Source organism: Variovorax saccharolyticus (genome assembly GCF_030316765.1).
Lineage (GTDB): Bacteria > Pseudomonadota > Gammaproteobacteria > Burkholderiales > Burkholderiaceae_C > Variovorax > Variovorax saccharolyticus.
This window is the reverse complement of the sequence record NZ_JASZYT010000010.1, coordinates 125,406-144,378: the sequence shown is the minus strand read 5'-3', so window position 1 is coordinate 144,378 and position 18,973 is coordinate 125,406. Positions and strand designations below refer to the sequence as shown.

The following is an 18,973-nucleotide window of genomic DNA, read 5'->3' as shown; positions in this document are numbered from 1 at the left end:
GAGCGCCGCCATGAAGCCCGCAGACCCCCGCAGCCTGCTGCGCGCGATGTTCGACGCCGCGATCGCCGCCGCCCAGCCGGCGCTGTGCGTGCCGCGCCACCTGCCGCCGCCGTCCAAGGGCCGGCTGGTGGTGATCGGCGCCGGCAAGGCTTCGGCCGCGATGGCCCGGGCCGTGGAAGACCATTGGCCCGGCCCGCTGAGCGGCCTGGTCGTCACGCGCTACGGCTACGCCGTGCCTTGCGAGCGCATCGAGATCGTCGAAGCGGCGCACCCGGTGCCCGACGCGGCCGGCGAGGCCGCCGCCGCCCGCATGCTGGAGACGGTGCGCGGCCTCACGAGCGACGACCTGGTGCTGTGCCTCGTTTCCGGCGGCGGCTCCTCGCTGCTGCCGCTGGCGATGCCAGGGCTCAGGCTCGAAGACAAGCAGGCGTTGAACCGTGCACTGCTGGCGAGCGGCGCGAGCATCCGCGAAATGAACTGCGTGCGCCGGCATCTGTCGGCCATCAAGGGCGGACGGCTGGCCGCGGCCTGCTACCCGGCACGCGTGCTGAACCTGCTCTTGTCCGACGTGCCGGGCGACGACCCTGTCGACATCGCCTCCGGGCCGACCGTGGCCGACCGCAGCACCTGCGCCGACGCGCTGGAGATTCTCCGCCGCTACGCCATCGAGGTGCCGCCGCGGGCGATGGCGCTGCTCGAGTCCGGCGAGGGCGAGACGCTGAAGGCGGACGACCCGCGGCTGCCCGCCATCGAGACCCGCTTCATCGCGACGCCGCAGATGGCCCTGGAGGCCGCGGCGGCGGTCGCGCGCGATGCCGGCCTCGCGGCCTGCATCCTGGGCGACGCGATCGAGGGCGAGGCGCGCGAAGTCGCGCGGACCTTGGCCGGCATCGCGCTCCAGGTCGCGCGCCACGGCCAGCCGGCGGCGGCGCCCTGCGTGCTGCTGTCCGGCGGCGAGACCACCGTGACCCTGCGCGGCAGCGGCCGGGGCGGCCGCAACGTCGAGTTCCTGCTGGCGCTGGGCATCGCGTTGAACGGCGAGCCCGGCATCCACGCGCTGGCCGGCGATACCGACGGAGTCGATGGCCAGGAAGAGATCGCCGGCGCGGTGCTGGCGCCCGACACCCTGGCCCGCGCACGGGCGCTGGGGCTGAAGGCGCGCGAGCGCCTCGACGACAACGACGGCCACGCCTTCTTCGAGGCGCTGGGCGACTCGGTACTGACCGGGCCGACGCTCACCAACGTGAACGACTTTCGCGCGATCGTGATCGCTGCCGGCCCCGGCAGCAGCGGGCGCGCCCACAGGAGAAACTGAGATGCGAAGAAACAAGCACGCGAAGATCGTCGCGACACTGGGCCCGGCGAGCGACGAGCGGCAGACCATCCAGGCGCTGTTCGACGCCGGGGCCGATGTGTTCCGGCTCAACTTCAGCCACGGCACGCACGAGGACCACAAGCGGCGCCTCGACCTGATCCGCGACGTCGAGCGCGAGAGCGGCCGGCCGATCGGCGTGCTGCTCGACCTGCAGGGCCCGAAGCTGCGCATCGGCACCTTTCCCGATGGCCCGGTCCATCTCGCCGAGGGCAAGGCTTTCCGGCTCGACCTGGACACCAGGACGCCCGGCAGCGCGGCGCGCGTGGCGCTGCCGCATCCCGAGATCTTCGCCGCGCTCGAGACCGGCACCGACCTGCTGCTGGACGACGGCCGCCTGAGACTGCGGGTCGAGAAGTTCGGGCGGGACTTCGCCGAGACGCGCGTGGTGAACGGCGGCAAGCTGTCGGACCGCAAGGGCGTCAACGTCCCCGGCGTGGTGCTGCCGCTGTCGGCGCTGACCGAGAAGGATCGCATCGACCTGGCCTGCGGGCTGAAGCTCGGCGTCGACTGGGTGGCGCTGTCGTTCGTCCAGCGCCCGGAGGACGTGATCGAGGTCAGGAACATCGTCGACGGCCGCGCCGGGATCGTCGCCAAGCTCGAGAAGCCGGCGGCGATCGCGTCGCTCGACGCCATCGTCGCCGAGAGCGATGCGGTGATGGTGGCGCGTGGCGATCTCGGCGTCGAGATGCCCGCCGAGCAGGTGCCGTCGATCCAGAAGCGGATCATCCGTGCCTGCAGGCGGGCCGGCAAGCCGGTCATCGTGGCCACGCAGATGCTCGAGTCGATGGTCGCCGCGCCGGTGCCCACGCGCGCCGAAGCCTCGGACGTGGCGACTGCGATCTACGAAGGCGCCGATGCGGTGATGCTCTCGGCCGAGTCCGCGAGCGGCCGCTATCCGGTCGAGGCGGTGAAGATGATGAGCAGCATCATCGCCCACACCGAGAGCGATCCGAACTACCGCACCGCGATCGACTCCTCGCGCCCCGAACCGCTCGCGCGCACGGCCGACGCCATCGGCTCGGCGATGCGCGACATCACGGGCCTGCTCAACGCCGCGGCCACCGTCGCCTACACCAGCTCGGGCTACTCGGCGCTGCGCATGGCGCGCGAGCGGCCGCGCGCTCCGATCATCGGCATGACCCCCCGGCTCGCCACGGCGCGCCGGCTGGCGCTCGCCTGGGGCGTGCACGCCGTGCTGTGCCACGAAGTGGTGGACGTGCCCGAGATGAGCGAGCTCGCCTGCCGCACCGCCCTCAAGGAGGGTTTCGGCGCCGCGGGGCAAACCATCGTGATCTCCGCCGGCATGCCCTTCGGCACGTCCGGCACCACCAACCTGCTGCGCATCGCGCAGATCTGAACGGAAACGAGCAAATGGCAAACATCAAGGAAGTCCGCGGCTTCGAAATCCTCGATTCGCGCGGCAACCCCACCGTGGCCGCCGAGGTGCTGCTGTCGGACGGGGCGAGGGGCTTCGCGGCATCGCCCTCCGGCGCCTCCACCGGCGCCCGCGAAGCCATCGAGCTGCGCGACGCGGATCCCGGCCGCTACCTGGGCCGGGGCGTGCTCAAGGCGGTCGGTCATGTGAATGGCGAGCTGGGACGGGCACTGGCCGGACGGGCCGCCGATGACCAGGCGGACATCGACCGCCTGATGATCGAGCTCGACGGGACACCGACCAAGTCGCGGCTGGGCGCGAACGCGATCCTCGCGGTATCGCTGGCGGCAGCCAAGGCCGCGGCGGCCTCGCGCGGCGAGCCGTTGTACCGGGCGATCGGCGGCGAGCGCCGGCCGGTGCTTCCGCTGCCGATGATGAACATCATCAACGGCGGCGCGCATGCCGACAACAACGTCGACATGCAGGAGTTCATGATCGTGCCGGTGGGCGCACCCCGCTTCTGCGAGGCCATGCGCTGGGGCGTCGAGGTGTTCCACGCGCTGAAGAGCCTGCTGAAGGCCCGCGGACTGTCGACAGCGGTGGGCGACGAGGGCGGCTTCGCGCCCGACCTGCCGTCGAACGAATCGGCCATCGAGGTCATCCTGGCCGCGATCGAGACCGCAGGGTTCAAGGCCGGCGCCGACATCGCACTGGGCCTGGACGTCGCAAGCTCCGAGTTCCACAAGGGAGGCCACTACGAACTGGCGTCCGAGGGCAGGCGCTTCGACTCGGCGCAGTTCGTCGACTGCCTGGCGCGCTGGGTGGACGCCTATCCGATCGTGACCATCGAGGATGGCATGGCCGAGGACGACTGGGACGGCTGGGAGCTGCTGACCGCGAAGCTGGGCCGCCGCGTCCAGCTCGTCGGCGACGACCTGTTCGTCACCAACACCGAGATCCTGCAGCACGGCATCGCGCGCGGCGCGGCCAACTCGATCCTGATCAAGCCGAACCAGATCGGCACCCTCAGCGAGACGCTCGCCGCGATCGCCATGGCCGACAAGGCCGGCTACTCCGCGGTGGTGTCGCACCGCTCGGGCGAGACCGAAGACACCACCATCGCCGACCTGAGCGTGTGCACCGCCGCGACCCAGATCAAGACCGGCTCGCTGTGCCGATCGGACCGCATGGCCAAGTACAACCGGCTGCTTCTGATCGAGGCCGAACTGGGGGCCGACGCGAGCTTCGCAGGCCGCAGCGCGATCCGCGCGGGCCGCGCCTGAACGCCTTCTCGCTATTGAATTCAGGTTAACGATGGATTGACTTTCGGGGCGGATCCGAAACCCGCCATTCCCTAGAGTCACAGCACACACACCCATAAGGAGACAAGCATGACGAACCCGACGATCCGCCCCCGTACCGCGCTCACGGCGCTGGCCCTCGGCCTCGCGGCCTCGCTGGCCGCGGCCCAGGCCTACCCCACCAAACCGGTCACCCTGGTCGTGCCCTTCCCGCCCGGCGGCAGCTCGGACGCGCTGGCGCGCGCCATCACCACGCCGCTGTCGCAGAGCCTCGGCCAGCCGGTGATCGTCGAGAGCAAGCCGGGCGCCGGCGCGACGGTCGGCGCCGACTATGTCGCCAAGGCCAAGCCGGACGGCTACACGCTGCTGATGGGCGCGGTGCACCACACGATCGCCACCAGCGTCTACAAGAAGCTGCCTTACGACTTCGAGAAGAGCTTCGCGCCGATCACCACGGTCGCCATGGTGCCCAATGTCCTGGTGGTCAATGCCAAGTCGCCGGCGACCGACGTCAAGAGCCTGGTCGCGCTGGCCAAGGCATCGCCGGGCAAGCTGTCGTATGGCTCGAACGGCAACGGCACGGTCCAGCACCTGATCGGCACGCAGTTCTCGAGCATCGCCGGCGTCGAGCTGCTGCACGTGCCCTACAAGGGCAGCGCGCCGCTCACCACCGACCTGCTCGGCGGCCAGGTCGACATGTCGTTCGACACCCTCACGCCGCTGGTCCAGCACATCAAGGGCGGCAAGCTGCGCGCGCTGGCCGTCACCACGGCAAAGCGGTCGAGCACGCTGCCCGAGGTGCCGACCTTGGCCGAGGCCGGCATCAAGGACTTCAACCAGGGGACCTGGTTCGGCATCCTGGCACCGGCCGGAACGCCCAAGGACATCGTCGCCAAGCTGAATGCCGAGATGGTCAGGATCATCCAGTCGCCGGAGTTCAAGAAGCGCATGGAGGAGATCGGCGCGGAGCCCGTGGGCGACACCTCCGCCCAGATGGCCGCGCAGATCAGGGACGACACCACCAAGTACGCCAGGCTGGTGAAGGAAGCCAAGGTCGCCATCGACTGAGCGATGCCCGCGGCGGCCGACCGGCTCAGCCCCGCAAGGCCCCGGCGAAGCGCAGCATGGCGTCGATGCCGGCGGCGAAGCGCGGCTCGAGAAACGCCGCCAGGTGCGGCATCAGCAGTTGCAGCATCCCGATGCCGGCCAGCAGCGTGAGCGGAAAGCCGACCGCGAAGATGCTGAACTGCGGCGATGCGCGATTCAGGATGCCCATCGCGAGGTTGAGGATCAGCAGCGCGGCGACCAGCGGCAGCGAGAGCATCATGCCGCTGGCGAAGATCTGGCTCGCACCCGAGACCAGGAACATCCAGCCCTGCGCAGCCAGCGGTGCATCGGCGATCGGCAGCGCCTCGAAGCTGCGCGCCAGCGCGGCGATCATCAGCAGGTGGCCGTCGACCGCGACGAAGATCAGCATCGCCAGCATGTTCAGCAGGCGCGCCACCACCATCGTGGCGCCGCCGTTCATCGGGTCGAAGAAGGACGCGAACGACAGGCCCATCTGCAGGCCGATGTACTCGCCTGCCGCCAGTACCGCGGTGAAGACCATGCGCATCGTGAAGCCCATCGCGGCCCCGACCAGCACCTGCTGGATGATGATCCAGACGCCGCCGGCGGAGACCACCGGCACGTCCGGCATCGGGCCCAGCGTGGGCGCCAGCACCAGGGCGAGCATGGCCGCGATCGCCACCTTGATGCGCCGCGACACCCATGATTCGCCGAAGATGGGCGCGGTGCTCACCAGCGCCAGCATCCGCACGAAGGGCCACAGGAAGCTCACCATCCAGGCGGTGAGCTGGGCCGAGCTGACCTCGAAGACGGGTGGCATCAGCCGATCAGCTGGGGGATGCTCATGAACAGCGTGCGGATGTAGTCCAGCATCTGGTTGAGCATCCAGGGCCCGGCGATGACCATGGTCGCGAACACCGCCAGCAGTTTCGGGATGAAGGACAGCGTCGCCTCGTTGATCTGTGTGGCGGCCTGGAAGATGCTGATGACGAGGCCGACGACCAGCGCCACCAGCAGCAGCGGCGCGGCGAGCACCAGCGACACCTGGATCGCCTGGTTGCCCATCGACATGATGGTTTCTGGAGTCATTCCGGTCTCGCTAGGTGTAGAAGCTCTGCGCCAGGGCACCGATCAGCAGCTGCCAGCCGTCGGCCAGCACGAACAGCATCAGCTTGAAGGGCAGGGCGATGCTGGCCGGCGGCACCATCATCATGCCCATCGACATCAGCACGCTGGCCACCACCAGGTCGATGATCAGGAAGGGGATGAAGATCGTGAAGCCGATCTGGAAGGCGGTCTTCAGTTCGCTGATCACGAAGGCCGGCAGCAGGATGCGCAGCGGCACTTCTTCGGGTCCTTGCATGTCGGGCACCTTGGCGAGCTTGGCGAACAGCGCCAGGTCGTTCTCGCGGGTCTGCCGCAGCATGAAGGTCTTGAAGGGCTCGATGCCGCGTTCCAGGGCCTTGTCGGTGCTGATCTTGTTTTCGGAGAAGGGCTTGTAGGCCTCGTTGTAGACCTTGTCGAAGACCGGCGACATGACGAAGAAGGTCAGGAACAGCGACAGCCCGACCAGGATCTGGTTCGGCGGCGACGACTGCGTGCCGATCGCGGTGCGCAGCAGGCCCAGCACGATCAGGATGCGCGTGAAGCTGGTCATGCACAGCAGCAGCGCCGGCAGGAAGGACAGCGAGGTCAGCAGCACCAGCGTCTGGACGCTGAGCGACCAGGTCTGGCTGCCGCCGGGGCCGGGCGTGCTGATCAGGCCCGGCAGGCCCTGGGTCCAGGCGGCCATCGGCAGCGTGGCCGCGAGCAGCAGCAGGCCGGCCCGCAGGCCGCGGCGAATCGGCCGGCTCACCATGATGCGGGGCGTGCCTTGCCGGTCAGCGATTCGCGCAGCTTCTGCGCGAACAGGTCGACCGGGCCGCGAGCCGCCAGCGCGGGCGCGGCCGTGGCGCCGGGAACGCTTTGCGCGGGCAGGGAATGCAGGGTGTTGATCTGGTTCGAGGTCACGCCCAGCACCAGCCAGGTGCCGGCCACCTCGACCACCACCACGCGCTCGCGCTGGCCGACGCTCGAGCTGGACACGACCTTCACCACCTGGCCGCCGCTGCCGAAGCGCTGCAGACCGAAGCGGCGCGCCAGCCAGGCGCACGCGAAGATCAGGCCCAGCACCATCAGCATGCCGAAGCCGGCCTGCAGCAGGCCCGAGGCGCCGACCACCGGTGCTGCCACCTCGACCGCCTGGGACGGCACGGTAGGAAGGCTCATGAGCGCGCCAGCTTCTGCATCCGCTCCGACGGCGTGATGATGTCGGTCAGCCGGATGCCGTACTTGTCGTTCACCACCACCACTTCGCCCTGGGCGATCAGATAGCCGTTGATCAGCACGTCGAGCGGCTGGCCGGCCAGGCCGTCGAGCTCGACCACCGAGCCCTGCGACAGCTGCAGCAGGCTCTTGATGGTGATGCGGGTGCGGCCGATCTCGGCCGTGAGCTGCACCGGCACGTCCATCACCCGGGCGATGTCCACGGCCGACACCTGGGCGGTCGAGGCCGGTTCCTGGATCTGCTGGAACACCTGGGCGGTGGCGGGCGCCGGCACCGGCTCGGCAGCGGGGGCGGCCGGCGTGGAGGCAGTCTGCTCGGCCAGCGCGCTGGCCCAGTCGTCCGCGTCGCTGGCGGAGGAAATGTTGTCAGTCATGGTCGTTCTTCACATCGCTGTCTTGGTGGGAGATCATGTTTTGCACGCGCAGGGCGTAGCGTTCGTTCGAGGTGCCGAAGCCGCACTCCATCACCGGCACGCCGTCGACGCGGGCGATGACGGTGGAGGGCAGCTCGATCGGCAGCACGTCGCCGACCTGGAGCTTGAGCACTTCGCCGATGGTCGAGGACATCTTCACGAAGTCGGCCGTGAGCTCGACGTCGGCGCTCTGCATCTGCCTGGACATCTGCTTGACCCAGCGCTTGTCGATCTCGACCTCGTCCTGGATCGGGTTCGACAGCAGGTCGCGGATCGGCTCGATCATCGAGTAGGGGATGCACACGTGCAGGAAGCCGCCGATGGGACCGAACTCGATCTGCAGCGTGGTGTTGATCACCACCTCGTTGGGCGCCACGATGTTGGCCAGCTTGCCGTGCATCTCGGCGCGCACGTAGTCGAAGTCGAGCGGGTAGACCGGCTGCCAGGCCTCGCCGTAGCACTGCAGCGAGAGGTCGAGCAGGCGCTTGATGATGCGCTGCTCGGTGCGCGTGAAATCGCGCCCCTCGACCCGCACGTGGTAGCGGCCGTCGCTGCCGAAGAGGTTGTCGACCACCAGGAAGACCAGCTTCGGATCGAACACGAAGAGCGCCGTGCCGCGCAGCGGCTTCATGTGCATCATGTTGATGTTGGCCGGTACCGGCAGGTGGCGCACGAACTCGCCGTACTGCTGGATCTGCACCGGCCCGACCGAGATGTCGGGGCTGCGGCGCATGAAGTTCAGCAGCGCGCTGCGCAGGCCGCGCGCGAAGCGGTCGTTGATGACCTCCAGCGTGTGCATTCGGCTGCGCACCACCCGGTCGGGCGCGCCGAGGTCGTAGGCCGGCAGGCCGTCGGCGGGCGCGCGCGGCGTGGGCGTCTGGTCGACGCTGCCGCCGGTGACGCCTTGCAGGAGGGCATCGACCTCGTCCTGCGAGAGGACTTGTTCATAGGCCATGGGTGGCTCGCCTGGTGAGGGTCACTGCACCACGAAGGTGTTGAAGGCGACGCTGGTGATGCCCTGTTCGGGCAGGTCCTTGTTGAGCGGCCGGTTGAGCTCGGTGCGGATCTCCTCGGACAGCTTGGCCTTGTCATCGGGCGACACGAGCGAATCGGCGCTCCGGTTCGACAGCAGCATCAGGGTCCGGCTGCGCAGCTCGGGCATGAACTCGGTGATCTGCGCCTTGGAGGGCTCGCCGCTCACCTTGAGCGCCATGCCCACATGCAGGAACTTGGCGCGGCCTTCGCCCTGCAGGTTGACCGTGAAGGGCTCCAGGGTCACGAAGATCGGCTTCTCGGGCACCGGCTTGGCGGCCTCGGTCTGCGCGGCCTTGGGGCCGACGAACACATAGGCGACGGCGCCGGCGGCCAGCAGGCTGACTCCGATCAGGAGGCCGATCAGCAGCTTGGAGGAACGAGGCGCGGCGGGGGAGGCGGTAGGTGTGGTGGCCATGGTGAAGTTCGATTGACTTGTTCGGTCTATTCTTTGCGAACTGAAGGCTTGGCGAACGGTTGATCAGGGACGGAAAAGCGCCTCAGATCCGTTCATTGCCTTCTGATCAGTTGAGGACGGAGCGAGGTCGTCAGTTGATCAGGCGAAGGTGTCCAGGCCGGCATTCGCGGCCCGCGCGGTTCTGGCTGCGGGTACGGGCTGCGCCGCAGCGGCGCTGCCGGTGCCGCGGCCGGCTCCCGGATAGTCCGGCTGGCCGGACGAGCGCCCCGGGTTCTGTTCGGCGAAGCCCTGCTGCGAAGGCTGGCGGGTTTCGGCGCCGACCGAGGTATGGCCCAGGCTGATGCCCTGGTCGGCGAGGGTGGTGCGCAACTGCGGCAGCGCGGCCTCGACCGCCTTGCGTACGCCTTCGTGGGCCGAGACGAACATCGCCTGGGCCTGGTTGTCGCCCATCGTCAGCGTCACCTTGAGCGGACCGAGTCCGGCCGGGTTGAGGTTCAGCTCGGCCACCTGGTGGCCGCTGGCGCTCATGCGGATCATCTGCTGGCCGATCGCGGGGCCCCATTCCGGGCTGCCCACCTGGGGCGCGACCGTCAGCACGGGCGTGGCGTTGCGGCCGGCGGCGGCGCGCTCGGCCGCGGCCGGCAGCGACGAAGCCAGTGGCGGCACGGTCTGCGGCGCCGATGCGCTGTCCGAATCGATGGTTTCGGTGCTCTTGGCATCGGGCGCGGCGCTGCTGCCCGCAGCGACCGCGGCGACCTGGACCGCGGCAGTCTTCGGCGTGTCGGTGGCTGCGGCCGGCGCAGCGGCGCCGGCATTGCCGGCGGACCTGGCCGCGTCCTTGGCGGCCGGCACCGGCGTGCCCGCAGCGGGCGCGGGCGCCGCCGCCTGCACGCTGGCCGCCACGGGAGCGGCGGCGGCCTCGGCCGCGGGCCGGGGCGGGTTCGTCCCCGCGGGGTCGATGGCGCCGCTCGCCTTGGCCGCGTGCGCCGCGTGCGCAGCGGGCACCGCGTCGGTGCCGTCTTCGGTTGCGGTCGCATCCTGCGCCACGGCCCCGGACGCCTCCTCGCCTGCTGCCGCCTCTGCGGCCGCCGCATCGGCTGCCGGCAACGCGCTCGCGGCCGCTGCGGCGCCGTCCGGCAGCACACCGGCGATCGCCGCGCCCCTGGCGGCGGAAGCGGCATCTTCCACGCCCTGGCGCGCAGCGTCCGGCCGGGCGACCACGGCGGCCGCGATCGGTGCGGCGAGCGGTGCCAGCAGGGCCAGCACGTCGGCGGCGCTGAGTTCGCTCTTGCGCTCGTTCTCGCGCGCCGGCCGGCGTGCCGCCGCGGTGTCCGGTGCGGCATCCGCTGACGCCGACGCCTTGGCGGCGCGCGAGCGCTCGAGCGCCGCGCCGAAGCTGCGGCCCTCGGGCTGTTCGGCGTTGCGGCCGCGCGGGCCGGATTGCGCGGCCTGCGGGCCGGAGCTTTGGAGGGAAGGCGTGATGAGTGTGGACATGAGGCAATCCTGTGAGGACTTCAGAGAGTCGGATGGGCGGCGCGGTCGAAGAATTTCCGGGCCGAGCGTTCGTCGCTGTCGCGCTGTTCGCGCTTGGCCTGCGCCAGCATTTCCTGGCGGCGCACGCGCTCGGCCAGGGTGTCGAAGGAATTGAGGCGGCGCTTGTTCTGCTGCCAGTCGATGCGGCCATGGTCGAGCCGGCTGGCGGCCTGGGCCACGATCGCGCGCTGCTGGTCGATGGCGCCGTCGAGGGTGCCGAGAAAGGCCTGGAAGTTGCGCCATTGCGCGGTCGGCAGGCCCTTGTTCATCAGCGCGTGCAGCTGGTCGTAGTAGTCCTGGCGGTACTGCAGCAGCAGGTCCAGCTTCTGGTTGGCGCCGATCTGGGCGGTCTGCAGCGCGCCGAGTCGCCGCGCGGCGTCGTCGGTCTTGGTGCGCGCCAGGTCGGTCAGGGTGTCGAGCGGGAGTTTGCCGGCCATCGTGATTCCTTCCTTCGTCAGGCGGCTTCGAACAGCTTGCCCATGCGCGCGATCGAGGCCGCGTAGTCGGTGCGCTCGTCCATCGACTGCTGCAGGAAGGCCTCGATGCGCGGGTACATCGCGATCGCCTGGTCGAGCTGCAGGTCGTGCCCCGGCGCATAGGCGCCGACGCTGATCAGGTCGCGGTTGCGCTGGTAGCGCGACAGCATCTGCTTGAAGCGGCGCACCGTGTCGAACTGGGTCGAGGGAATCAGCGCGGTCATCGCGCGGCTGATCGAGGCCTCGATGTCGATCGCCGGATAGTGGCCGGCCTCGGCCAGCGTGCGCGACAGCACCACGTGGCCGTCGAGGATGGCGCGCGCCGAGTCGGCGATCGGGTCCTGCTGGTCGTCGCCTTCAGACAGCACCGTGTAGAAGGCCGTGATCGAGCCGCCGCGCCCTTCGGCATCGCGGGCGCCGTTGCCGGCGCGTTCCACCAGTGCCGGCAGCTTCGCGAACACCGAGGGCGGATAGCCCTTGGTGGCCGGCGGCTCGCCGACCGCGAGCGCGATCTCGCGCTGCGCCATCGCGTAGCGGGTCAGCGAGTCCATGATCAGCAGCACGTCCTTGCCGAGGTCGCGGAAGTACTCGGCCAGGCAGGTCGCGTAGGCGGCGCCCTGCAGCCGCAGAAGGGGCGAGTTGTCGGCCGGTGCCGCGACCACGACCGAGCGGGCCAGGCCCTCCTCGCCGAGCGTGTTCTCGATGAAGTCCTTGACCTCGCGGCCGCGTTCGCCGATCAGGCCGACCACGATCACCTCGGCGCTGGTGTAGCGGGCCATCATGCCGAGCAGCACGCTCTTGCCGACGCCGGAGCCGGCGAACAGGCCCATGCGCTGGCCGCGGCCCACGGTGAGCATGGCGTTGATCGCGCGCACGCCGACGTCGAGCACCGAATCGATCGGCGCCCGCGTGAGCGGGTTGATCGGCGGCGACGACAGCGGCACCTTGCGGCTGATGTCGAGCGGGCCCAGCCCGTCGAGCGGCCGGCCCACGGCGTCGACCACCCGGCCGAGCATGCCTTCGCCGACCGGCAGCCGCTTGGTGTGCGCCTCGCCGGCCAGGCCCGATCCGGGTGCGCCCGAACGCGGGAAGACGCGCGCGCCCGGCACCAGCCCGGCTACTTCGGTCTGCGGCATCAGGAACAGGCGGTCGCCGGCGAAGCCGACCACCTCGGCTTCGGCATGGCGCTGCGGATGGCCTGCCGGCAGCTCGATCAGGCAGTCGCTGCCCACCGGCAGCTGCAGGCCGACGGCCTCCAGCACCAGGCCGACGGCGCGGGTCAGGCGGCCCGAGTGGGCCGTCATCGCGCAGCGGCTCACGTCGCTGCGGGCTTGCGCCAGCGTGGACAGCCAGGACTTCAGGTGAGGATTGGCGGTCGCGTGCGCGTCGTCTTGCAGAAGGGCGGACATCTCAGTTTGTCTCCACGTTGTCGCGTGACCCACCACGCATGAAACCGACGCAACCCAATGCCAGGGATACCGCGGAACCGGCTTCGCCGGGCCGCTGGTATCGCCCCCCTCGAGGGGGGAGGCGCCGCAGGCGCTTCGGGGGGTGTTTCATTTCAGACTTCCTGCGCATCGGCGTCGCGGTGCAAGGCCGCGGTGACGCTTTTCCAGCGCGTCTCCAGGCTGGCATCCATCTCGCCCGTGGCCGACTGCACGCGGCAGCTGCCGCGGCCCAGCGTCTCGTCGGGGCGCAGCTGCCAGCCGGCAGCTTCCAGTTCGTTGCCCAGGCTGTTCTTCACCAGCGCGACATCGTCCGGATGCAGCAGCAGGCGCGGCTCGCCCTGCAGGGCCGGCTCGGCATGCAGCAGGTCCTGCACCAGCGGCAGCACCCATTCGGGCTCGGCGCGCAGCGTGCGGTGAACCACCTGGCGCGCGACATCGAGCGCCAGCGTCAGCACCGCGTCCGCCAGTTCGCTGTCGGCGCGGCGCAGCGCCGCGGGCAGGCTGGCGGCCAGCGCGCGCAACTGCTCGGCATGCACGCTGGCGGCGGCCAGGCCGGCCGCGAGTCCTTCGGTGCGACCCTGCGCGTAGCCTTCGGCATGGCCCTTGGCCTTGCCTTCGCGCCGGCCCTCGGCCTCGCCGGCGGTGCGGGCCTCGCGCCGCAGGCTCACCAGTTCGGCCGCATGCAGCAGCGCGACCGAGGGCGGGGCTTCGGCGGCCGGCGGCGGCATGCCGCGGCCGGCGCTGGCCGGGGCCCGGTTGACGGGGGCATCCAGCGTGTCCATCTCCCAGCGCTGCCAGGCGGACAGCACCGGCTTGCCCGGCGTCGCGCTCGCGGTGCTGCGCACCGGCGGCGCGTAGGCGGTGGCCATGCGTGCCCGCGCCCCGAAGGGCGAAGGGGGGGCGGGGTAGTTAGACGAAGTCATCGGTGCCCGGCGCAGCAATCACGATTTCGCCCGCTTCGGCGAGGCGGCGTGCGACCTGCAGGATCGCCTTCTGTTCGGCCTCGACCTGCGAGACCCGCACCGGGCCGCGCAGCTCGATGTCCTCGCGCAGCGTCTCGGCGGCGCGCTGGGACATGTTGGCGAGGAACTTGTCGCGCAGCTCCTGCGGCGCGCCCTTGAGCGCGGTGATGAGCGAGTCGGACTCGATGTCCTTGAGCAGGCGCTGGATGCTGCGGTCTTCCAGGCTCAGCAGGTTCTCGAACACGAACATCTCGTCGATGATCCGCTGGGCCAGCGCCTCGTCGTGCTCCCGCACGTGGGCGATGGCTTCGTCTTCCTGGGTGCTGTTCATCAGGTTGACGATCTCCGCCGCTGTGCGCACGCCGCCCAGGCGGCTGCGCTTCAAGCCCTGGCCAGAGAGCATCTCGGTCAGCACGTCGGTCAGCTCCATGAGCGCCGAGGGCTGCACGCCGCCGAAGGTGGCCACGCGCATGATGACGTCGTGGCGCAGGCGGGCCGGCAGCTTCTCGAGCACCTCCGAGGCCTTCATGCGGTCCAGGTGGATCAGCACGGTCGCCAGGATCTGCGGATGCTCGTCGCGGATCAGCTCGGCCACTTCGCTGGCCTCGAGCTGGTTCAGGCGCTCGATGCCGCTGTGCGGCTCGTCGTTCTGCAGGATGTCCTCGAGCAGGTTGCTGGCGCGGTCGTCGCCCAGCGCCTTCTTGAGCACGGCGCGGATGTAGCTGCTCGAGCCCAGGTGCAGCGCCGAGAGCTGCTCGGTCTCGTGGCGGAACTCGGACAGCACCGAGTTCAGCTCGTCCTTCGAGACCGAGGACAGCTTGGCCATCGCGAGGCCCAGGGTCTGCACCTCGCTGGTGGCGAGGTGTGCCAGCGCCGCGGCGGCGCGGTCTTCACCGAGCGCCATCAACAGGATGGCGCTCTTGCGGGTTCCGAGTTCACTGATCATGGTGTGTTCATCCAGTGCTGGATCAGCGTGGCGACCAGCTTGGGATCCTGGTCGGCGAGTTGATGGGCGTAGTCCATGTCGACCTTGTGGCGCAGGGCCTCGCGCTGGCGCAGGGCTTCCTCGGCCGAGATCGCGGGCTCCTCGGGCGCTGGCGGCGAGTCGCCGTCGGCATCACCCGCCATGCCGGGCTCGGCCACGGTCGGCGCCGGGGCCGGCGGCGGTGCGAGGTGCTTGCGCAGCAGCGGCCGCAGCACCGCGAACCAGGCGAACAGGGCGAGCAGGGCGATCAGCAGGTACTGGCCGAGGGTCTTGCCGAGCTCGAGGTTGGCGCGGTCGCGCCAGAACGGAACTTCGGCCGCGGCCGCTTCCTTGTTGTCGTCGGCGAAGGCGCTGTTCACCACATTGAGCGAATCGCCGCGGTCCTGGCTGAAGCCCATCGCCTCGCGCGCCAGGTTGCGGATCTGTTCGATCTCGACCGCGGTCAGTGCGCGCGGGCTGCTCTTGCCGGCGCTGTCGGTCGCGTCCTTGTAGTTCACCACCACCGCCACCGAGAGCCGCTTGATGCCGCCGGCGCCTTGCTGCACGTGGCGGATCGAGCGGTCGAGCTCGTAGTTGGTCGTGACGTCGCGGCGCGTGCTGCTGGGGCCGGTCGACGCCGAGCTGGTCGCCACCGAGGCGGTGCCGGCGGCGCCAGCGGCTCCGGCAGCTCCTGGAGCTCCAGGGGCGCCTGCTGGCGCTCCGGGCGTGCCCGGCCTTGGCGCCGTGGTGATCGGCGCGCTCGGGGTGCCCGGCGGCTGGTTCGACAGCGCACCCGGAACGCCGCCGGGCGGCGTGCCGCCCAGCTGGTTCGACTCGCTCGACTGCTGGCTGCGCATCGCGGCCTTGCCGGGCTCCTGGTTGGGCTTGTACTTCTCGTCGGTGTGCTCCATCACCGAGAAGTCGATGTCGGCCGCGACCTGGGCGCGCACGTTGCTGGCGCCCACGATCGGCTGCAGGATGGCCTCGATGCGGCGGATGTAGCCCTGCTCGATCTCCTGCACGTACTTGAGCTGGCTCACGTCGAGGCCGCGGGCGCCGCTGTTGGCCGCCGACAGCAGGTTGCCGCGCTGGTCGACCACCGTGACGCTCTTGGGATCGAGCTCCGGCACGCTGCTGGAGATCATGTGGACGATCGCGCTGACCTGGCCTTCGTCGATGCTGCGGCCGCGCTGCAAGGTCAGCACGACAGAAGCCGAAGGCTTCTTCTGCTCGCGCACGAACAGCGATGGCTTGGGCAGCGCCAGGTGGACCCGGGCCGACTCCACCGTGCCGACCGACTCGATCGAACGCGCCAGCTCGCCTTCGAGGGCGCGCTGGTAGTTGACCTGCTCGGCGAACTGGCTGGTGCCGAACTTCTGGTTGTCCATCAGTTCGAAGCCGACGCCGCCGGCCTTGGGCAGGCCCTGGGCCGCGAGCTTGAGCCGCACCTCGGGCACCTTGTCGCCGGCGATCAGGATCGCGCCGCCGCCTTCGGCGAACTTGTAGGGCACGTTCATCTGCTGCAGCGACGCGATGATCGCGCCGCCGTCGCGGTCCGAGACGTTGGTGTAGAGCACCTTGTAGTCGGGGCCGCGGTTCATCAGCGTGAACGCGGCCGCGGCGGTCACCAGCACGGCGGCGCCGATGACGATCGGCAGCTTGGGCTGGGCCCGCAGGCGCTCGAGCATCGGGGGCAGCGAGGACGCTGCGGGCGCAGCGATCGCGGGGGCGGTCGCACTCATGGTCGGATCCCCGCCATGGCCGGTGCGCCGGGACGGTGCGTGGTCATGCAGAGGGAGAGGTTTTGTTGTTCAGAGGTCATGCCGTAGGCCGTTGAAGTCGTCAGCGGGCTTGTCGTTTCGCGGTTGATTGTGAGCAGCCGTAACAAATTCGATGGACCGAACAACGGTGGGTTTAGCCGTCTGTTGAGCGCTTGTATCGGGGTCTTCCCTTGCTACGCTGAAAGGACGACGGAGCGCCTGGGCGCTTCTATAGCAACACCAAAGTAAACAAAGGAAAACCATGTCGATCACCGCCATCGAATCCGTCCTGCAACAGATGCGGGCCACCGCCGTGCAGGCCGGCTTCTCGCCCGCCGCCGCCGCGCCCGCCGAGGGTGGTGGCTTCGCCGCCGAGCTCAAGCGCTCGCTGGACAACATCAGCGGCGCCCAGACCAAGGCCTACGGCCAGGCCGAATCCTTCGAACTCGGCAAGCCCGGCATCGCGCTGAACGACGTCATGGTCGACCTGCAGAAGGCCAACGTGGCGTTCCAGACCGGGCTGCAGGTGCGCAACCGGCTGGTGAGCGCATACCAGGAAGTGATGAGCCTGCCGGCGTGACTGTGGCTCGCCCCCAGGTTCGGCTACACGCAGTGAGCCAACCTGGGGGTTTTTCAAGTCCAGCCCTAAAGGTTTCAAAGGCTGTGCCGATAACTGATCCAACGGTGGCCTGAGTCTCACGGTGAGAGAAGGTCCAACGTTACGGCCAGAGGCCGGAAGTAGTCCACAACCTTTGTAAACAGGAGTCGAGCATGGCGCAAGTCATCAATACCAACAGTCTCTCGCTGCTCACGCAGAACAACCTCAACAAGTCGCAATCGGCGTTGAACACCGCGATCGAGCGTCTGTCGTCCGGCATGCGCATCAACAGCGCCAAGGATGACGCTGCCGGTCAGGCCATCGCGAACCGCTTCACGGCCAACATCAAGGGCCTGACGCAAGCATCGCGCAACGCCAACGACGGCATCTCGATCGCTCAAACGACCGAAGGCGCGCTGACCGAAGTCAACAACAACCTGCAACGCGTTCGCGAACTGTCGGTGCAAGCCGCCACGGGCACGAACTCGCAGAGCGACCTGGACTCGATCCAGGGCGAAATCAAGCAACGCCTCGACGAAATCAACCGCGTCTCGGAACAGACCCAGTTCAACGGCGTGAAGGTCCTCTCGGCCGACGCGGGCAAGCTGACGGTGCAAGTCGGCGCCAACGACGGTGAAACCATCGACATCGACCTGGAAGAAATCAGCGCCAAGACCCTGGGTCTGGAGAGCTTCAACATCAACGGCACGGGCACGGTCAACAAGGCCGCCACCAAGGACGACCTGGTGCTGGCTGGCGCTGCCAAGGGTGCTCTCGTCAACGGCACTCAGCAATGGGACGTGACGGCCGCCAATGTCGCCGCCACCTCGGCCAACGTGATGTCCAAGCTGGCCACGGCCGACACCGTCACCTACACGGGTACGGATTCGGGTTTCGGTCTCGCTGCCACCGGCAACACCTACACCTACAACTCGGCCACCTCCTCGTTCTCCTTCGACGTGGCCAATGTCACCACGGCCAGCAGCACCAGCTTCCTGACGCCTGCCGCGGGCGGAAGCAAGGCTGCCACGATCACGATCGGTGGCTCGGCGCAGGATGTCCTGATCGACAGCGCCGGCAAGCTCACCGCAGCTGACGACGGCTCGATTCTGTACCTGGACACGACCGGCAACCTGACCAAGAACGGCGGCGGTACCCTGACGCAAGCCAACGTCAACGGCGCGGGCAGTGCCGACTTGGCCACCGCAGCTGCTGCTGGTGACCTGTTGGCTGCCATGTCCAACGGTACCGACGGTGTGGGTGGCGCGATCAAGGTGGGCGGCACGACTCTGACTGCCGACGCGGTTGCTGGCGATGTCTTCGATGTGACCGGTGCGTCGATCTCGGCCGCAGCACTCACGAACCTCGGCAATGCGGGCGGCTATTCCGCTACCGTTGCAGCCGGTCCGACCACCTACGCAGTGGCTGCCAATGGCGCCGTCACGATCGGTGGCGCAGCGGCCTTCGTCGATGCAGCGGGCGCTTTGACCACGGCAACGACCACCACGACCTCGTACTACGAGCAAAGCAATGGCGCAGTGACGGACGGCGCAGGCAACACGGTCTACGCCGACTCGGCCAAGGCTGGTGCATTCACGCTGAACGCTCGCAGCGGCAGCACGTCGACCGCCGATCCGCTGGCGGCACTCGACGAAGCACTGTCGAAGGTCGACAAGCTGCGCTCCTCGCTGGGTGCGGTGCAGAACCGTTTCGACTCGACGATCGCCAACCTCGGCACCACCATCACCAACCTGTCGTCGTCGCGCTCGCGCATCGAAGACGCGGACTACGCGGTGGAAGTGTCGAACATGACGCGCGCCCAGATCCTGCAGCAAGCCGGTACCTCGGTGCTGTCGCAGGCCAACCAGACCACGCAAGGCGTGCTGTCCCTCCTGCGTTGATCAACTAGCAGATAACGAAAGGAA

Annotated in this window: 19 protein-coding genes; 6 read left to right on the top strand and 13 right to left on the bottom strand. The window is 69.2% G+C overall.

Annotated elements, in window-relative coordinates:
• Nucleotides 1–10 precede the first annotated feature (10 nt).
• The 4 genes from QTI45_RS27220 (at nt 11) to QTI45_RS27205 (ending at nt 5,119) form a co-directional block, all read left to right on the top strand.
• Complete coding sequence (locus QTI45_RS27220; RefSeq protein ID WP_286656546.1) at nt 11–1,315, top strand: glycerate kinase type-2 family protein; 1,305 nt, start codon at nt 11–13, stop codon at nt 1,313–1,315.
• A 1-nt stretch (nt 1,316) separates the two neighbouring features.
• Nucleotides 1,317–2,732 carry a pyruvate kinase gene (gene pyk / locus QTI45_RS27215; RefSeq protein WP_286656545.1) on the top strand — a complete coding sequence of 472 codons (1,416 nt, stop codon included), beginning with the start codon at nt 1,317–1,319 and terminating at the stop codon, nt 2,730–2,732.
• A gap of 14 nt (nt 2,733–2,746) precedes the next feature.
• Nucleotides 2,747–4,033 (top strand): phosphopyruvate hydratase, encoded by a 1,287-nt coding sequence (gene eno, locus QTI45_RS27210; protein ID WP_286656544.1) that lies wholly within the window; start codon nt 2,747–2,749, stop codon nt 4,031–4,033.
• A 108-nt stretch (nt 4,034–4,141) separates the two neighbouring features.
• On the top strand, nt 4,142–5,119 hold the full coding sequence (locus tag QTI45_RS27205) for a Bug family tripartite tricarboxylate transporter substrate binding protein (RefSeq protein ID WP_286656543.1): 978 nt from the start codon (nt 4,142–4,144) through the stop codon (nt 5,117–5,119).
• Between the two features lie 25 nt (nt 5,120–5,144).
• Here the strand turns inward: QTI45_RS27205 and fliR are convergent, their stop codons facing one another.
• From fliR to fliF, 13 genes are all read right to left on the bottom strand, one after another.
• Entirely contained in the window at nt 5,145–5,939 is a 795-nt protein-coding gene (gene fliR, locus QTI45_RS27200; protein ID WP_286656542.1) for a flagellar biosynthetic protein FliR, read from the bottom strand.
• Complete coding sequence (gene fliQ / locus QTI45_RS27195) at nt 5,939–6,208, bottom strand: flagellar biosynthesis protein FliQ (protein WP_286656541.1); 270 nt, start codon at nt 6,206–6,208, stop codon at nt 5,939–5,941. The genes fliR and fliQ overlap by 1 nt, the downstream gene beginning before the upstream one ends.
• 10 nt (nt 6,209–6,218) lie before the next feature.
• Nucleotides 6,219–6,977: a flagellar type III secretion system pore protein FliP gene (gene fliP, locus QTI45_RS27190; protein WP_444813172.1), complete on the bottom strand. Its 759-nt coding sequence runs from the start codon at nt 6,975–6,977 to the stop codon at nt 6,219–6,221.
• Nucleotides 6,971–7,387, bottom strand: a complete 417-nt coding sequence (fliO, locus tag QTI45_RS27185; RefSeq protein WP_286371473.1) for a flagellar biosynthetic protein FliO — start codon at nt 7,385–7,387, stop codon at nt 6,971–6,973. Before fliO ends, fliP begins: the two co-directional genes overlap by 7 nt.
• Nucleotides 7,384–7,818, bottom strand: coding sequence for a flagellar motor switch protein FliN (gene fliN / locus QTI45_RS27180; protein ID WP_286371472.1), 435 nt, complete (start codon nt 7,816–7,818; stop codon nt 7,384–7,386). Before fliN ends, fliO begins: the two co-directional genes overlap by 4 nt.
• Nucleotides 7,811–8,812 (bottom strand): flagellar motor switch protein FliM, encoded by a 1,002-nt coding sequence (gene fliM / locus QTI45_RS27175; RefSeq protein ID WP_286371471.1) that lies wholly within the window; start codon nt 8,810–8,812, stop codon nt 7,811–7,813. Before fliM ends, fliN begins: the two co-directional genes overlap by 8 nt.
• 21 nt (nt 8,813–8,833) lie before the next feature.
• The gene (locus tag QTI45_RS27170) at nt 8,834–9,307 is read right to left on the bottom strand and encodes a flagellar basal body-associated FliL family protein (RefSeq protein ID WP_286371470.1); all 474 of its coding nucleotides are present in this window, start codon (nt 9,305–9,307) and stop codon (nt 8,834–8,836) included.
• Nucleotides 9,308–9,445: 138 nt separating this feature from the next.
• The gene (locus tag QTI45_RS27165; protein ID WP_286656540.1) at nt 9,446–10,801 is read right to left on the bottom strand and encodes a flagellar hook-length control protein FliK; all 1,356 of its coding nucleotides are present in this window, start codon (nt 10,799–10,801) and stop codon (nt 9,446–9,448) included.
• 20 nt (nt 10,802–10,821) lie between these two features.
• On the bottom strand, nt 10,822–11,277 hold the full coding sequence (gene fliJ, locus QTI45_RS27160) for a flagellar export protein FliJ (RefSeq protein ID WP_286371468.1): 456 nt from the start codon (nt 11,275–11,277) through the stop codon (nt 10,822–10,824).
• A gap of 17 nt (nt 11,278–11,294) precedes the next feature.
• Nucleotides 11,295–12,725, bottom strand: a complete 1,431-nt coding sequence (fliI, locus tag QTI45_RS27155) for a flagellar protein export ATPase FliI (protein ID WP_286656539.1) — start codon at nt 12,723–12,725, stop codon at nt 11,295–11,297.
• A gap of 152 nt (nt 12,726–12,877) precedes the next feature.
• Nucleotides 12,878–13,633, bottom strand: a complete 756-nt coding sequence (fliH, locus tag QTI45_RS27150) for a flagellar assembly protein FliH (RefSeq protein ID WP_286656538.1) — start codon at nt 13,631–13,633, stop codon at nt 12,878–12,880.
• A 40-nt stretch (nt 13,634–13,673) separates the two neighbouring features.
• Nucleotides 13,674–14,672: a flagellar motor switch protein FliG gene (gene fliG, locus QTI45_RS27145; RefSeq protein WP_286371465.1), complete on the bottom strand. Its 999-nt coding sequence runs from the start codon at nt 14,670–14,672 to the stop codon at nt 13,674–13,676.
• Nucleotides 14,669–16,432, bottom strand: a complete 1,764-nt coding sequence (fliF, locus tag QTI45_RS27140) for a flagellar basal-body MS-ring/collar protein FliF (RefSeq protein ID WP_286656537.1) — start codon at nt 16,430–16,432, stop codon at nt 14,669–14,671. The genes fliG and fliF overlap by 4 nt, the downstream gene beginning before the upstream one ends.
• Nucleotides 16,433–16,712: 280 nt before the next feature.
• Here fliF and fliE point away from each other — a divergent pair, with 280 nt between their 5' ends.
• Together fliE and QTI45_RS27130 are read left to right on the top strand one after the other, a co-directional pair.
• Entirely contained in the window at nt 16,713–17,030 is a 318-nt protein-coding gene (fliE, locus tag QTI45_RS27135) for a flagellar hook-basal body complex protein FliE (RefSeq protein WP_286371463.1), read from the top strand.
• Nucleotides 17,031–17,221: 191 nt separating this feature from the next.
• Complete coding sequence (locus QTI45_RS27130; RefSeq protein ID WP_286371462.1) at nt 17,222–18,949, top strand: FliC/FljB family flagellin; 1,728 nt, start codon at nt 17,222–17,224, stop codon at nt 18,947–18,949.
• Nucleotides 18,950–18,973: the final 24 nt, after the last annotated feature.